Below are 16,837 nucleotides of genomic sequence, written 5' to 3' on the forward strand. Positions count from 1 at the left end.
ATGTATGGAAAAGAGTAAAAAAATAAAATGGGCTATGCCTGATGCCTTTATTATTATTTTTGGTATCGTTATTTTAGCGGCCATCGCCACCTATTTGATCCCCGCGGGAAGTTATCAGCGGGAAACCGTTAATGGATTAAACCGCGTTGTCCCTAATAGCTTTAATTATGTTGCACAAAATCCAGCTTCATTGATGGATGTGTTTTATGCAATCCCTGTAGGGTTAAAACAATCTGCCAGTATTATTTTCTTGATCTTTATGATTGGTGGCGCGATTGCCATTTATGATCGCACCCGTGCTATTGATTCAGGTATTAATGCGCTTATTGTTAAAACCAAAGGTAATTATCAAGCTCTTATTATTACGGTTGCTTTTATTTTTGGTATGTTGTCATCCCTTGGGCTTGCGGCCAATGCCGTTATTGCGTTTATCCCTATAGGAATAGCCCTTTCGCGCTCAATGAAACTTGATGCTATTACGGGGGTTGCAGTTGTTTATTTAGGCTATTATGCAGGTAATGCGGTTGGTGTATTAGATCCAACTATTTTAGGTACTGCACAAACATTAGCTGAAGTTCCTCTTTTTTCTGGTGTTATTTTTCGAGTTGTATTATTCGCTATCTTAATTGTTGTCACTATTGCTTATATTGTCTGGTATGCCAGACGTATTGCGAATGATCCAACGACCAGTTATATGTATGGAATAGCTAAAGATGATCCTGATTATGAACAGCCACACACTCAATCATTAGATAGCACCTTCTCATTGAGGCAAAAATTGAGTTTGGTGGTATTTATAGCGTTTATTGGATTGTTTTTATATGGCGCTTTTGAATATAAATGGGGGATTGAACATCTATCAGCCATTTTTATTATGATGAGCATTGTTGTGGCGGCTATGTTTAAAATTGCCCCTAATGACTATATCAAAACCTTTATGAAAGGTGCTCAATCTTTAGTGTATGGGGCATTGGTGGTGGGGATCGCCAGAGCGGTTATTGTTATTTTAGATGAAGGACGAGTGCTTGATTCTATTGTACAAGCCACATTAGTGCCATTACAGCAAACCTCTCACTTTTGGGGCGCTCAATTACTTTATTTCTTTAATTTACTGTTTAACTTGCTAGTCACATCAGGAACGGGACAAGCATCGATTGTTATGCCTATTATGGTGCCTATTCTCGATATTCTTGATCTTACACGTCAAACCGGTGTCCTTATTTTAAAACTCGGTGATGGCTTTACCAATATTATTACCCCAACATCAGGTGTACTTATGGCGGTACTGGCGGTAGGTAAAGTGCCGTGGACGCGTTGGGTTAAATTTGTATTCCCTATTTTAATGATTTGGGTCGTGATAGGTATGGCTGCAATTGGTATTGCTACCGCAATAAGTTATGGACCAGTGTAGCTTTGTACTAACGGATTATTAACGATAAATAGGTTATTAAGTATAAATAAAGTGCCGTTTGTTTAGTTACAAACGGCCTTTTTAAACCAACCTCATGGTGTCTTCAGTTGGTGTTCAAACCCTGTGACTAGTTGCTCTAAGCCAAAATTAAAACGCATAGCAAAATCATCAGCAAAAAGAATTTCTCTTACTTGCCAAGTTTGAGGGTATTTATCACGTACAATTTGTTCAAAAGCGAGTCGTTTTTGCATTAAAATTTCACTATCAATAAGCGTGATAGCTTGCTGTTCAATGCAACACCCTAAAATAAAATAGAGTAAGGTCATCGACATATTGCTTGCTAACTCAGCAGATGCACCAGACTGCATAATTAAAGTAATAAGCGTATTGTTTATACGTAACACATTCTCAGAAATCACATAGGTTCCGGCAAAAACTCTAGCACCATCACGATGTTGTAAAAAAGCTTCTCTTAGTTCTGTTGCTAGACGTTTTAGATCAGCTTTCCAATCTTGGCTATAGTGAAAATCAACAGCGACTTCACTGACTATACGATCTGCCATTCCCTCAATAAGCGTTTGTTTATTATCAAAATGCCAGTAGAGAGAGGCGGCTTTTATATGTAATGCATCTGCCAGTTTTCGCATTGTTAAGCCTTCAATCCCTTCTTTTTCCAGCAAAGAAAGCGCCGTATCTAACACATTTAATCGATCAATTTTAGGGCTTTTCATAAATAATTCTCATTTTCCTCTTTTCTATCTAACAACGTTAGTTTAACATAATTATCAAACCTAACAATGTTAGATTAAAGCGAAAGTTAAATATCACTAAGCTTCGCTTAGGAGTAGAAAGATGGAAAATATTCAATCAAAAAAAGAAAAAATCATGCAGTTAGTGATGGTTTATACACCTTGGATCACTGTGATATGTGTTGTTGCGTTTATTGGTATAGCGACTGCAGATTGGGATCGCTGGTGGAGTGATGCTCGTTATCAAACAACAGATAACGCTTACATAAAAGCGGACTCAACGATATTGAAATCACGAATGACTGGGTTTATTTCTCAGATTAATAAAGAGGATTACCAAGTAGTAAAACGTGGTGAGGTCATTGCTGAAATTAATAAGAAAGAACAAATATTAAATCGGCAAGCGGCATTAGCAGAGTATCAAAAAGCCCAATTAGCTTTAGATAATCTCACTGAAGAAATTAAAGAATATCAATTAAATATTGAGAAATTAGCTAATCGTTATCAAGCATCAGTTATTGATGTTACCCAAGCTAAGCGCAGTCCAATGTTGCGTAAAGATTTAATTAATAGTGGGGCTATCACACAACAAAATTATTTAGATGCTCAATCTGATTTGCAACGTTTAATGAAATTACAAAGTGCTGCGAAAAATGAGTGGGATCAGGCTAAACAAGCACTGGTATTACTAAAATCTCAAGAAAAAATACGTCTGGCACAAAAAGATATCGCTCAAACACAGTATCAGCAGGCTGAAACGGAGCTTTCATACGCGACTATTAAGGCTCCTTTCGATGCGCAATTAAATAAAATAAAAGTCAATATCGGTAGCCTTGTGACTGCGGGTAGCGAAATTGTGACTTTAACACCGATTAACGATGTATACATTATTGCCAATTTAAAAGAGACACAAATAAAAAAAGTACAGCCAGAACAATCTGTTGCTATCAAAGTTGATGCTTTTCCTACCGATGTTTTTTCAGGAAAAGTGAGATATATCGGCGCACAAAGTAGTGGTGAATCAGCACTTATTCCTGCTGATAATGCCAGTGGTAATTTTACTAAAGTAGTACAACGTATTCCGGTTTATATCACGCTCAATAGTGATAACCGACACTTAGCTAAATTAAGAGCGGGTATGTCTGTGCAAGTGAAAATTGACACAGATAGCCTTCCTATAGAGGAGGGGGAGCGCAGTGATTAAATTATTATCAGCAGCACAAAATCATCGTCCTATTTTTGTTGTTATGGCTGTTTTTACCGGGGCTATTTTATCAACACTCTTTGTACGTATGTTTTCTATCTCGTTAGCGGATTTAAGAGGCGTGTTTGGTTTAGATGTTGCCCAAGGATCTTGGTTGAATGTGGCTCTTAATATAGCTCAATTGATCAGTATGACTCTTGTACCTTGGTTTATGGTGGTTTATGGCGCAGAAAAAATATTAATCAGTGCGAGTTTTATCCTTTTTTGTTGTGGATTAGCGGTTCCCATAATAGGACAACAGATTGGTTTTGGCGGACTTTTTATTGCTCATTTTATGATTGGATTTTGTATCGGAGTCTATTTGCCGATGACGATTTCATTAGCCTTAAAAAGTTTAAATCCCAGTGTTTGGCTAATCGTTATGGCGGCTTATAGCTTACGTGTTTCTGTAGGAATGGATGCGGGAGTGGGGATCTCAGGAGAATTTGTTGACATATTGAATTGGCGTTGGATTTATTGGTTATCCGCTATTTTCACCTTAGTCATCCTATTTTTTACCTGGTGGGGAATGCCACTCTCACCTATTAATAAATCATTGCTCGCTCAAAGTGATTGGGGAGGAATGGCGCTTAAATGCTTAGGATTAACGCTATTATATATTGGTGTCGTTCAAGGTGAATTGTTAGGTTGGTGGGATTCTGGGCTGGTCGTGTCTTGCTTAATCGGTAGCGCTATACTGATGGGGACATTTATTATTAGAGCTTATATTTATAAACAAAGCTTTGGCCACTTAAATTGGATCAAAGATAGTAATTTACGGCTCTGCTTTATTATTGCCTGTTTATATGGCTTTTTGATGTTACCTAATTCGTTATTTATACCTTCATTTTTGAGTGTTGTTGGTGGGTTGAAACCACTACAAATAGGTCAAGTTACCAATCTTGCCTTCTTTATCTATCTATTATGTAGTCCAATAGCTATTTTTCTTGCACGGCGTTTAGAGCCACGATTAATGATGTTAATAGGTATTATGATTATTGGAGGAGCATGTTTAATCGGTCATCAAATTGATTATCAGTGGCGAGCTAATGATTTCTTTATTGTCATATCTATGCAAGCAATGGGGGAATGTTTGCTACTTATCGGATTAATTGCCTCATTTGTTACTAATATCAAGCCACAAGAAGCGTTACATTTAGGGGCATATATTTCGATAGCGAGAGTATTAATGCCAGCCCTTGCAGGAGCTATTATCAATACTTATTTGAGGATCTCATATGATACTCATTATGATTTGTTAAGAGGATACATACAAACTGGTGAGCAAAAATTAGCAGGGAATATTGCTGAACATTATCAAACAACGATGGCATTAGTAATAAGAGAAGCACATGTTGCCTCTTTTATTGATGGTTTTGATTTGATTATGCTCTTGGTTATTTTAGGTGCTCTTTGTATGTCATTTTTAAAATCGTCACCAGAAAATCCGGTAGTCCCAAGGCTAGTAAAATAAAAAACTGCCTGTTTTAGTACAGGCAGAAAATAAAATAAGAATAATATAATAGGAGAGAAATATTCTTGTTACATCAATATGATGAGTGTAAAAATTAATTGTATGATTTAAATAGTGATTGATTACCTGCTTTATCAAAAGCAATGACTTGATAAGGTTCTTTATAGTCCCCTGCATACATACCTAAGCTACCCGCTGGCATACCTGCAACAGCAATGCCTGTTTGCTTTTTATCCATTAAGTCTATATTTTTTAAGCTATCGATAGGAATATGTCCGACTAAGTCTTTGCCTTGGTATGTTGCATAGTGACAGCTTAATAAATTATCAGGGACTGCTGCTTGCTGATATTTTTGCATTAATTCTGTTTCAGAGACAATATTGACATTAACATCAAAGCCCGCTTCTTTTACACCATCAGCCCACAAATTACAGCAACCACAATTTTCGGTTTTATAAACTTCAACTACAGCATGATTTGCCGCTTGTACAGTACCACTAACCGTTGACAATACTAAGAGAGAGGGAAAAAGTAATTTTTTCATCATGTATTCCTTATAGATACGAATACAGAGAACAATAATCTTTCCCCCTACAGGAAGGTCAATTCAAATAAAGTATAAGCGTGTAGATTTTTGTAAAAATAAATATGTAGGGTTAATAATATAAATGTCTACATAAATAAAAAAGCCTTGATATAACATATCAAGGCTTTATATATTAATTATTTTAATTATTAACTTTCATTTTAATATCACCTGCTAATTTAAATCCATAACGACTTAAAGGTGATATTTGTATTTCTGTTAACTTTTCTTTTACATCAACTTTAATTTCTTCTTGAGGACGAATATAAAATTGACCAATACTATAACCGTTATTGCTTGGTAAAGAGCTAAAAGCGGGAGCCATACGAATAACTTGTTTACCATTATTCTTTAATATTAATTGATTATTGACTTGTTTTACTTCTAGATTTTTCCAAGGTTCACGCTCTATGGTTAACCCTTTTGGAATAATTAACATCGCAATATCTTGTCTGATAGGCATTTTTGTTGAATTGACCTTTGCAACACCAATACCTTGGAAAGAGGCTTTTAAAATTTGTTCATCATCAAATTCAATACCGTCTTTTAAAATAAAATTAATATTCTGACTTTGATCTGGCTCTATTCTTGTAATAGGTGGAGTTATAATAATATTTTTTGCTATTTCGTGTTGTTTATCTAAATCGCTGACTTTTGTTGATAATAAAATAGGTTCACTACCCGTATTTTTAACATTAAAAATCTTTCTTGGCTCTTCTGAATCTAAAATAACAGTCATGGTTTCCAATTGAAAACTAGCATGAGAAAAATGACTTATTAATAGAATGAGAAAAATCATTCCTTTTAGTATTTTCATAATTAGACTATCCTCTTTGTATTACTTACAAATTGCATCAACTTTTTCATATAAAAAGTCTGGATTAAATTCTTCTGGAACTGAATAATCAACAGAACAGATGTCACCATTATCTGATTTTACTTTTAGTGGCTTACCGATTTGCTCATTACTTATTATAACATTACCGTCCCCCATAATAACACCTATTAGATTTCCCTTATCATCAATAACACTATTTGCTGTATTAACAGGTTTACCATCTGGTTTTTTTATTTCTAATAAAACTTGCTTCATTGTATTGACAGGGATCTCACGAGAAAAAACAGTACCTTTTGCCAATGCAATATCAAAGGATGTTGTGCCTAACATAACATTGAGTGGTAAATTTTTAGTATTTAATAGAACAGTTGTTTTTTTATTTACAGGTAAGTTAGGAATAACGGCGGTACCAAAGTGATTAGTTATTGTCGTACCACCACCCATAGAGTTAACTAAAATACCAGATTGTCCTGGAACACGTAAAATACCGAAAGTATCTCCTAACTCCACAGGAGAAGTAGCAAATAATCCATCACTATAAGCAATAGCACCAGATGCTGTCAGCATCGCCGATTTTTGATTACTATTACTAAAGGAGCCTGTCGCACTAATTTGGCTGTAAGCGGTTGTTGCATTGATATTACCGCTAATATTCTTATCTTTACTGTCTTTATCAGCAGTTGCCCCGATAGAATATCTAAATAAATCATTATGATAATTACTATAATTTGTTGTTAAAGATGATGTTTTATAATGTTGGTATTGAGTACTAAATGATGATGAATTATTAATAGGTACGTTGATGTTTACAAATGTACGATCTTCAAAATTACTACTTTTTTGATAGCTAATATTAAAAGACATAAATGGAAATCTTTTTCCATAAGAAATGGTATTTGAATAATTGTCTTTTTTATCACCATAATATTGGCTATAGCTAAGGCTATAACTCAGTGATCCATAACGTTGATTTCCTAAGCTTAGAGATAATGAGCTTGATGTTTTTGTCTGATTATTAGCAAGATTATCATCTAATGGGTCTTCTATATTATCTATTTGTAGAGATTCATAGAGTGTCGAATAGTTACGTGAACGATATATTGTTGATAAGCCTAGTGAGAATACTGATACAGGTAAACTTAAATTAGCATTTGCTTGGAAGCCATCACCTTTATTAGAAGAAGATGCATATTTAATACCAAAGCCAGTAGATAAAGGACGATGTTCACCAAAAACGCTATTTACGCTACCTACAATGGACTTATATTTTGATGATATTTCCATACCCCCTAGAAAATTATGATTTAAATAATTAATGCCACCTTCAAAACCGGTAATAAAAGGAGTATGTATGCGTTCATCACTTGAGTTTTTTCTATATTTCCCCATAAAAAAGTTAAAGCTGGTACTACTCTGTGGATTTTTTAAGTCTTTATTTGATGTAATAACATCAAATTCTTGAATAGTACCATCATCTTGAATAACTTTGACATGTAATGGTTGACTTGATGATACACCACTAATGTTATTTAATTGGAAAGGGCCTGCAGGTATTATCGTTCTATATAACAATCGATTATTTTGTGTGACTTCAACGGTAGCCGGTTTTTCAGACATCCCAGTAATAGGAACTGTCAACTTACTGTTTTGATAGCTACTATCTGAATATAATTGAAAACCATTCACATCAGCACTATCTAATAACTCACTATTAGATGTAATTTGGCCTAATTGTAAAATGGCTTTGATGCGTTCTATTGTACGTGAAAGCGTTGTTTCATTAAATCTATAGTAAGTTTTCCCATCACCTGAAGAAAAGCTACTGTTATTACGTAAAATCCAATTATAAAAATTTATACCTGTTTTAAAATCACCTTGATAAAAATTCCTATTATTAGAGCCATTTAACTTCATACCATAGATTCTATAGTTGTTGAATACCCCTAAGCCACCATAGGTTAATTCATTACCATAGGCACTTTGATCGAAGTAATCATCATTAATAGTGATATCAATAGAGTTGTTATTTGGGTGATAGGTAATATCTGATTTAGGATATATCTCTAAAAAATCAGCACAATCTGAATTTATCTCTTTTTTTTTAATTTCAGCTTATCTATTAATTGATTATTTAAGCAAAGATTACCTGATTCATTAATAAGAATATTATCAGAATAGTTAAGGCTACTATTTACTATAATTGTTACATCATGATAACCAGGAAGAAAATGACTTCCTTCTTTAAAATAATCAGCGATTTCACTGCCATAACCAAGAGATTTAAGTGAGTCAATATCAAACTCGATATTTTTATTATCAGCTAATGCTAAATTATTGTTAATTAGATAAGCTAATAATAAAAATATCATTTTACGATATCGAAAATGCATAATGAACCCCATAGTAAAACGTCGCGTTTTTAAATTTTAAGATCCAAATGAAAAATCGAATAATAGAGAGCCTGAAAGTTCTCCACCATCGACAAGAGGGCCATTTGTTTCTTTTAAACTATAAATTGTTGGTGAAATTTTTAACTTTAATTGATAGTTATTCCCTTTCGAAGGTGTTACACCATCTTGACTAAATCCGTTTAGAGTGCCTATTTTTAATTGTGGGCTTGTTTTTATTATTCCAATATTATTTTCGTTATCTGTTTCATAAATATTAACATCAATACCATCTACTGTGGCTTTTTCAACAGATACCTGAAAAAAACCAATCTTACCTGTTGTATTTATAGTGCCAAGGCCAAAATGAGTTTGATCATTATCTGTGGTTGTTCCCATTTTTTCATCTGCTTTTATTGAAAATAGTACAGGTGAAACAGGTGAAGGACAGCTTATATTTATTAATGTATAACGATCATCTAACTTATTATTTTCATTAGATTTAAACATATAAGCTTTAAGATTATGATACTCTATGGTTATATCTTTTTGTGACACAAAACAATCATCATTAAATGATGGTGCTAGATCGTTATAAATATCTGCAAAAGCAGATGTTGATACTAATGAAATACTTAAAAATGGTAAGGTAAAATAAAAAGATTTTATAATATTCATAATAACCTAAAGCCAGCTAGTGTAGTTTCTTTTTCTGATGTATTTAACTAATTCGACCTTTATAATAATTTTTAATTAATTATACGCTTATAGAAAATAAAAAACAGTCTTGTAATTTAATTGGTGATTTTAAAATGGGTTTTTATATTCTATATCAAATCGGCTACTCTAAAATATATAGTCTATATAAGATAATTAATAAAAGACTTTCTATATCTGATAATTTATAAAAATATTTAAATAAAAACGTAAGAAACCCAAATGATTTCTTACGTTTTTTTTAATTAAATTCCGAATTGGAATGTTAATGTGGCTAAACCATCTAACTTAGCATCACCATCACTATTTTTTAGTGCGCTATTGATGGTTGGTGTGACTTCAAAATCTGCCGCAAATACTTGACCGTCAGCATAATCATTAGCATTACTACGAGCCCAACCTAATGAATCATTTTTTACTAGTGTCTTAGAAGTAGATCTGCCATATCTAGAATCCATTACATAGACTTTCTTTTCTTCACTAGTCAAATCTTCTTTTACTGTGGCATTTTTCATTGAAACTGTGTAGTAACCTACTTTAGTATCAACAGCCTCTTTTCCATCGACTGCCATCTTATAACTGCCTAAACCAAAATAAGAATCACCTTCTTTTTTTTCTGTCCCAGCTCTATTATCAGTAGGAGTAAAAGCTAGATAAGTTTTTGCATCACAAGTTACGACAATATTTTTTGATTGAGGCTCTAATGTTAAATCACCTTTTGCAGGGAAAAGGCCAGGAGTTACAGCAAAAGTATATTCAACAGTAGTTTCACTTGTTTCGCCATTGATGGTACAAGTTGGTGGTTGGATATCCCCACTTACTTTTAATTTAGCGGTTGGTGTCGCAGCGAAAGCGATACTACTTGATAAAGTAAGTAAAGAAATAGCTAATAAGCTTTTTTTGAACATATATCCTCCATGAGCGATATAAAACTATCTTAAAAAGATTATTTATAACCTCTCATATCGTTTGATTTTAAATAATAAAAATCTCAAGTTTTTAGAGTGACTCAAAGTATATAAAAATCATCTAAATAAGATTGCATTTATATATTATACTCGTATATATAAATATTAACACCCTTGGTTAAATTTTTCGCATTAATAATTTAACAAAAGATTAAATATAATATAATTTATCAGAAAATGATTTTCTTTATTTGATGGAGTTTCTATATTTTATACCTAAAATATAGGTTTTTTTCTTGATGGTTTTTTTTTGATATTATCGAGAAGGTTGTTTTTGTGGAAAATAAGAATGTAAGAAATTAGTTTAATTTCTTACATTCTATTTTAAATTAATTTAGATTAATTTAATTAAATTAGATACCAAATTGGAAAGCAAGAGTTGCTAAACCATCTAATTTAGGTTCACCTCCGCTATTTTTTAGTTCACTATTGATAGTTGGTTTGATTTCGAAATCAGCTGCAAATACTTCACCGGCAGAGAAATCGCTAGAGCTTTTAGCCCACGCAAACACTTTTTCTTTTTGAAGACTTTGAGAACTGTTTACAGCACCATTGTAGAATACAGAAACTTTAGCTTCTTCTGCATCAGCAGTTGGTTTTACTGTCGCATTTTTCATGGTAATACCATAGAAACCTACTTTAGTATCTACAGCTTCACCCTCTTTGTTTGTTTCGTGGTGTGTACCTAAACCAAAGTTAGCCGCATTTGCTTCTAATTCTGAACCTGCTCTATCATCTGTAGGAACAAAAGCTAAATAGGTTCTAGCATCACAAGTAACAGTAATGTTGTGTGAAATTGGTTCTAATGTTAGATTACCTTTTGCTGGGAAAAGGCCTGGGCTAACATCGAATTTATATTCAACAGTAGTCTCACTTGTTTCCCCATTAACTGTACAAGTAGGGGCTTGAATAGTACCGATAACTTTTAGTTTAGCAGTAGGTGTAGCAGCAAAGGCAACACTACTTGTTAGAGCAAGTAAAGAAACAGCTAATAAACTTTTTTTAAACATACATCCTCCAGTGGAAGTATATATATATCTTAATTCGATACATATATACCTTTTTAATGCACTTTATTTTTTCAAAAATAATAAAATGCTCTCAAGTTTTTAAGTTGCTTATTTATATTATTATCTTAATAAGAATACCTTACAAATAATTATACGCTGATAAAAAATAAAAAATAGTATTTATAATTAAATAAACTTTAAATGCATAAAAAAGATAAGAATTAAATATTTTAATCTTAATAAGATAGTCATTAAATGTTATTTAAATCAAAATAAGATAATTAATAAATTACTTTCTTTGTTTGAGTATTTAAATACGAGTCTTATTATAATGAATGAAAAAACATATAATAAAAAGTGTAAGGTAATTGTTAAATACCTTACACTTTATTAATATTAAATACCAAATTGAAATGTCAAAGTGGCTAAGCCATCTAATTCAGCTTCGCCTTCGATTTTTTTCATTTGGCTATTAATGACGGGTTTGACTTCAAAGTCAGCAGCAAAAGATTTTCCTGCAACAGATGTCTTACCAGGCAAAGCCCAACCATACTCACTTTGTTTATGAATTAATGTATTAGGAACTGATGTCGTGGCGTTGTTAGATTTGATATAAGCTTTTTCAAACTTACTACCATCTTCTTTTTTGACAGTGGCATTGCTGATATTGATGGTGTAATAGCCTACTTTTGTTTCTGCATTTTTTCCATCATCTTTATTTTTAAATTGATAGTGACCTAAACCAAAGAAGGCTTCACTTTCTTGGCTCTGTGTTCCTAATCTATTATCTGTTGCAACAAAAGCTAAATAAGTACTTGAATCACAAGAAATAACAATGTTTTTTGATTGACCTGCTAACTTTAAGTCACCCTTTTCAGGGAAAAGACCTGGAGTGATATCAAAGTTGTAGATAATTGTGGCTTCTTGCTCTTCATTATTGATAGTACAAGTCGGAGGCTTGATCCTTCCTGTGACTTTTAATTTAGCAATAGGGTTAGCTGCTAAAGTAGTACCGCTGGATAATGCTAATAAAGAAATTGCTAATAAATATTTTTTAAACATACATCCTCCTATGGCGGTATAGTAATTTATCAAATTATAGCCGTCATTTTTTGATGCGTTTTGTTTTTTTATAAAAAATATTTAATAATTACGTAATTTAAGTATTTTTTCTTACTTAAAATAAAAACAATCAAAAAAGCTTTTGTGACAAAGCTAACAATAAAACGGTGGCGCTATATTGTTCATAATCCGATGATAAATTGATGGAGGAAGCATCAATGGATAAGGATAAAAGAAGGGAATAAATAAAAAGACACATAATGTTTTAATCTTTATATGTCTTTTTAAAGAGTATAGTTATTTAACAATGCTCAGTTGTTTTACATCGATTTCAGTACTTGTCCACTCTTTATCGATCTTACCTTCAATTTTTACGGTATTCTCAGGCGTAACGGTTTGACCACGCCATCTTTTTTGGTCTATTTCAACATTAATAGCACCTGTTGTGTCTTCAAAAACATAAAGCTCATCACCAATTTTTTTGGTGATTTTGCCTGTTAAGATAACCCAAGTATCATCTGAAAGTGTTTTTGCTTTAGCAACGGTGGTTTCGCTAATTGAAGGACCTTTAAATCCACCTTGCTCTGTGGTGGTGATAGCGCTTTGTGGGGCAACAAAACCACCGCTATTTTGTTGGTTTGAATTGGCTTGAGATGCAAAAGCCAATGTACTACCAATTAATAAAACTAGTATTTTTTTCATAATAGGCTCGCTTATTGGTTTAAACATTCACTTAGAGATAGATTAATTCTAGTTCAATTCTTCCTATAAAAATGCATATTAAAGTAAATATTGGTATTAATATATCAATTTTATCAACTTGTTATTGATAAATGATGGTGTAATTATTTCATTTTATTATTTCTACTACACGGCTTTTCCGACGAATGATTTTTCTTGCACACCAAGCATAAAGCAACCCAGAGATAACGCCCGCGATATGTGATTCTGTAGAAAACCCTAATTGCCCGGGGATTAATCCATAAGCCATAGAGCCGTAATAAAACAGCACAAATAAGGCGATGACGATATCGATAATTTTATGGCGAGTAAAAGCATGGGCAATTAGCAGTGACCATAATCCAAAGATCCACCCACTTGCACCGACATGAATAGCGTTACGCCCAAATAACCAAACTAATAACCCACTGATGATAATGATAAAAATACTTGAATAGCAATATTCTCGTAATGACTGTGTCATCAATAAAAAGCTAAGTATAAGAAAAGGTAATAAATTACTAAAAAGGTGAGACCATGAGCCATGAATAAAAGGTGAAATAAAGATACCGAATAAACCTTCGCTGCTTCTTGGAATAATACCATATTGAAGAAGATGGACAGGGAAGAGGCTCCCTATAATTTGTAATAAGAAAAGAAGGATAGTTAAACCACCGAGAATATAAATTCTTCTTTTTAGCCAGAGACGATCCATAACGATAAGCCTTTATTGTAGGTGATGACCTTTATTTATGAATCTACTGTAAAGAGAAGAGCCTTTCTGTTAGATGGCTCTTCTTCTATTATATTCAGTCTAATAAATTTAAGCAGGCAGCTCCTCTTGCTCCACCCGCATCACCATAACGTGCTTTTTCTATTGTTGGAATTTGTGTATTACCGTATACACAATGTGAGAGATAATCCGGTAATAAGGTATACAGTGCGTCAAATTGTGATAAACCGCCACCAATAACAATTAAATGTGGGTCAAGTACAGTCAGAATATTACTAAGGTAAATGGCTAATACTTTCATATAGCGGTCAACATGCTGTTGGGTCTGTTCATCGCCTTGATAATATTGTGCAACGATATCCACCGCTCTTTGTGGTGAGCCATTAAAGGCTTTATACATACGTTCAAAACCACGACCAGATAAATAAGTCTCAAAGCAGGCTTTTCTACCACAACCGCACAATATTTTTGGCATGGTCTCACCAATCACATTATCAGCATCTACATTAAGATTCATGTGACCTATTTCACCGGCAATACCATTTTTACCAGAGAGTACTTTGCCATCAATGACAAAACCACCGCCAACACCCGTACCTAATATTAAACCCAGTACTGAAGGATAATGACGAAATTCAGGATCCCATGCTTCTGATAAGGCAAAACAGTTAGCATCATTCTCAACTTTGACGGGGCGTTCAAGAATATTAGCCAGATCGTGGATCATCGGTTTATATTTGGCAGCAGGCACGTTGGTGGTAAATACAGTTCCTTCTTTTGCGTTGACGATGCCAGGAACACCGATACCTATTTTTCCTTTACTGCCTAAATCATTATCAGCTTCTAAAGTGAGTGTTTTAAAAACATTTAATAGAGCTTGATAATCATTCTTTGGCGTTGGTACACGTTTTTGCCATACTTGAGTCAGATCTTTATCAAAAACGGCGAGCTCGATTTTTGTGCCACCCATATCAAAACCATAATACATATCAGTCTCTTAGTTATCCTGTAAATGTAATCCGTAGCTTAATTAAATAGAGAAGAAGCTATGGTGCTTAATGGTCATAACTTCAGTTAACGCGTTTTTTCTCTGTCTATTACTTCCACAGATTATAAGATTTATCACTATTTATTAAAGATAGCATAGAAACAATCGTAGATAAGCGCATTTTGTGATCTTGTCAGGAGGTGAAACGTTTTTTCTAACCCCATTTTTAATAGAAAAAACTATCATAAAATGACTAGTTTTTAGATTTTAATAAAGAAAATATGGATTAATATGATAGGAATACTCTTAAAAGGAGTGGTTCCGAAAATGTTATCGTTAACATTATATCTAAAATAGATGGTTGTTATTTGATGTATTTTTATTAGTATAAAAACGTAGTTAAGTGCTATTTAATGATATAAAAAAACAAAAATATACGTATTAATACTTGTATATAGTAATAGTATCTACAAGGTGTGCATTATTTATTATAAATCAGTCAGTTAAAGATTTATTGTTATTATAGTGTTAAAGTTAATTAATGTATTCGTATCTAGTATATTTATTCTTTTTATTAAGTATTATTAACAATATTATTTAATACGTAAAATATAATCTTGGTTAATTATCCTGATTTTATGGTTAATGATAGTTGTTTTTCCTATTAATAAACAATAAAGAATATTGTTATTAAATCATCTCTTTTAAGTTATTTTTTTTAGATTATCTTAATGGGTCTGAATAAATAAAGTTATTTTCTTTTTATAGCATGACAATGTGTTAGCTACTCTATGAAAAAAATACACTTTTCGCTTATAAAAATGTGTCTTTTTTTGATGATGATCAACACAAAAAAACAACATCGCATTTTGCTTTGTGAGCCATATTTTACATTTAAAAAAGATCAGTAGCTGAAAAATTTCATATTACTTTTCTCAATGTTTTTTCTTCTTAGAATAAATTATATTACAAGGTAATAATTACAGGATTTTATTTTTATAAAATTTATACAATTTGTTATTAGTTTTATTACGTTATTAGATGGGGAATTAACCTGCTTTTTTACGTTAAAAAGAGACTTTTTTTTTGTGTTTTTCATTAACATTGTATTAAGTAAAAATACACAGTTAGATAAAATAAAATACAATTTGAGCGAAAAATAGTTATTTTGAAGGCGTTGTATTTCCTATTAAAATAATTATACAATTCAAATTAAATAATCATTACTTACAATTAGACAGTGTCTTTTTTATTAGATGAAATATTTTACAAGTAAAATTACTCTGCATGATTTAGGTTTGTATAAATAAATGAAAGTTGTCCTGCAACTCTTAGGTGTTAGCTTTTAAATAAGCTTATTTTAATTGTTTTTGTATCCTTATCTTGGTGAGGTTTTTAATTGTTTGACAAGGTATTAGGTGCGATTATTTAAGGGTTCATATTATGTATGATGATATAGATAATTTAAAAAATAAGTTTCAGGAAGAGGGGTTTACTTTTCAAGATTTCTCTTCTCAAACGACAGGTAATATAGCCTGTAATATTAGTAATAGTGTTATAAATCAACAGGATAATAAAGACTCCCTATCAGGGGATAATGAAGAGTTCTTGAATATATCTAAAGTTAAAAAGAGACAAAAACAAACAGCTAATATAGCGACTTCTCTTTCTTATTCACAAGATTTAGCCTCGGAAGTAAAAGAAAAAAATAGAGTTAATAAGCAAAGTAAGTGTTTGCTAGATAATCAGTTATTTGAAAAAAAAACCACAGATAAGTGCCTAGTAAATGAAAAGCTCTCATTGCAAAAGATATTTTTATTTATTGCATCAGCTAATTAAACAAGCTCTTAAATATAAATAATATTGACTTATGTCAATTTATAGCTATTGGTATTTTCTTTTTTTAAAAGAATTTATTGGTCTATCGTACCAAGAATGAATTTTTTCTTAA

General features: G+C 32.3%; 16 protein-coding genes. 4 read left to right on the top strand and 12 right to left on the bottom strand.

The window, feature by feature from the left end; translation table 11 throughout:
* Window positions 1-4: 4 nt before the first annotated feature.
* Complete coding sequence (locus PMI_RS15250; RefSeq protein WP_004246570.1) at window positions 5-1,411, top strand: YfcC family protein; 1,407 nt, start codon at window positions 5-7, stop codon at window positions 1,409-1,411.
* A 92-nt stretch (window positions 1,412-1,503) separates the two neighbouring features.
* Here the strand turns inward: PMI_RS15250 and PMI_RS15255 are convergent, their stop codons facing one another.
* On the bottom strand, window positions 1,504-2,142 hold the full coding sequence (locus tag PMI_RS15255) for a TetR/AcrR family transcriptional regulator C-terminal domain-containing protein (RefSeq protein WP_012368614.1): 639 nt from the start codon (window positions 2,140-2,142) through the stop codon (window positions 1,504-1,506).
* A gap of 121 nt (window positions 2,143-2,263) precedes the next feature.
* On the opposite strand from PMI_RS15255, the gene PMI_RS15260 reads away from it, so the two are divergent.
* Together PMI_RS15260 and PMI_RS15265 are read left to right on the top strand one after the other, a co-directional pair.
* Complete coding sequence (locus PMI_RS15260) at window positions 2,264-3,364, top strand: HlyD family secretion protein (RefSeq protein ID WP_012368615.1); 1,101 nt, start codon at window positions 2,264-2,266, stop codon at window positions 3,362-3,364.
* On the top strand, window positions 3,357-4,877 hold the full coding sequence (locus PMI_RS15265) for an MFS transporter (RefSeq protein ID WP_004246567.1): 1,521 nt from the start codon (window positions 3,357-3,359) through the stop codon (window positions 4,875-4,877). Before PMI_RS15260 ends, PMI_RS15265 begins: the two co-directional genes overlap by 8 nt.
* Before the next feature lie 94 nt (window positions 4,878-4,971).
* Here the strand turns inward: PMI_RS15265 and PMI_RS15270 are convergent, their stop codons facing one another.
* The 11 genes from PMI_RS15270 to nagK form a co-directional block, all read right to left on the bottom strand.
* Window positions 4,972-5,421, bottom strand: coding sequence for a DUF411 domain-containing protein (locus PMI_RS15270; protein WP_004249975.1), 450 nt, complete (start codon window positions 5,419-5,421; stop codon window positions 4,972-4,974).
* A gap of 184 nt (window positions 5,422-5,605) precedes the next feature.
* Window positions 5,606-6,280: a fimbria/pilus chaperone family protein gene (locus tag PMI_RS15275; RefSeq protein WP_012368616.1), complete on the bottom strand. Its 675-nt coding sequence runs from the start codon at window positions 6,278-6,280 to the stop codon at window positions 5,606-5,608.
* A gap of 21 nt (window positions 6,281-6,301) precedes the next feature.
* Entirely contained in the window at window positions 6,302-8,215 is a 1,914-nt protein-coding gene (locus tag PMI_RS15280) for a fimbria/pilus outer membrane usher protein (RefSeq protein WP_004249799.1), read from the bottom strand.
* Between the two features lie 173 nt (window positions 8,216-8,388).
* On the bottom strand, window positions 8,389-8,691 hold the full coding sequence (locus PMI_RS15285) for a hypothetical protein (RefSeq protein ID WP_223232002.1): 303 nt from the start codon (window positions 8,689-8,691) through the stop codon (window positions 8,389-8,391).
* 36 nt (window positions 8,692-8,727) lie between these two features.
* Window positions 8,728-9,366 carry a hypothetical protein gene (locus tag PMI_RS15290; protein ID WP_004249798.1) on the bottom strand — a complete coding sequence of 213 codons (639 nt, stop codon included), beginning with the start codon at window positions 9,364-9,366 and terminating at the stop codon, window positions 8,728-8,730.
* Between the two features lie 284 nt (window positions 9,367-9,650).
* Window positions 9,651-10,313, bottom strand: a complete 663-nt coding sequence (locus PMI_RS15295) for a DUF1120 domain-containing protein (RefSeq protein WP_004246561.1) — start codon at window positions 10,311-10,313, stop codon at window positions 9,651-9,653.
* Between the two features lie 413 nt (window positions 10,314-10,726).
* Window positions 10,727-11,383, bottom strand: a complete 657-nt coding sequence (locus PMI_RS15300) for a DUF1120 domain-containing protein (protein ID WP_004246560.1) — start codon at window positions 11,381-11,383, stop codon at window positions 10,727-10,729.
* Between the two features lie 396 nt (window positions 11,384-11,779).
* Window positions 11,780-12,445, bottom strand: a complete 666-nt coding sequence (locus tag PMI_RS15305; RefSeq protein WP_012368617.1) for a DUF1120 domain-containing protein — start codon at window positions 12,443-12,445, stop codon at window positions 11,780-11,782.
* Between the two features lie 297 nt (window positions 12,446-12,742).
* Window positions 12,743-13,147: a YgiW/YdeI family stress tolerance OB fold protein gene (locus tag PMI_RS15310; protein ID WP_004249797.1), complete on the bottom strand. Its 405-nt coding sequence runs from the start codon at window positions 13,145-13,147 to the stop codon at window positions 12,743-12,745.
* Between the two features lie 148 nt (window positions 13,148-13,295).
* Complete coding sequence (locus PMI_RS15315) at window positions 13,296-13,880, bottom strand: rhomboid family intramembrane serine protease (RefSeq protein ID WP_012368618.1); 585 nt, start codon at window positions 13,878-13,880, stop codon at window positions 13,296-13,298.
* A 94-nt stretch (window positions 13,881-13,974) separates the two neighbouring features.
* Window positions 13,975-14,886 carry an N-acetylglucosamine kinase gene (gene nagK, locus PMI_RS15320; RefSeq protein ID WP_012368619.1) on the bottom strand — a complete coding sequence of 304 codons (912 nt, stop codon included), beginning with the start codon at window positions 14,884-14,886 and terminating at the stop codon, window positions 13,975-13,977.
* A 1,443-nt stretch (window positions 14,887-16,329) separates the two neighbouring features.
* Between nagK and PMI_RS15325 the strand changes: the two genes are divergently transcribed.
* Window positions 16,330-16,725, top strand: a complete 396-nt coding sequence (locus PMI_RS15325; protein WP_004246554.1) for a hypothetical protein — start codon at window positions 16,330-16,332, stop codon at window positions 16,723-16,725.
* The last annotated feature ends 112 nt before the right edge of the window (window positions 16,726-16,837 follow it).

Origin of the sequence: Proteus mirabilis HI4320, assembly GCF_000069965.1 — a bacterium.
GTDB classification, from domain to species: Bacteria; Pseudomonadota; Gammaproteobacteria; order Enterobacterales; family Enterobacteriaceae; genus Proteus; species Proteus mirabilis.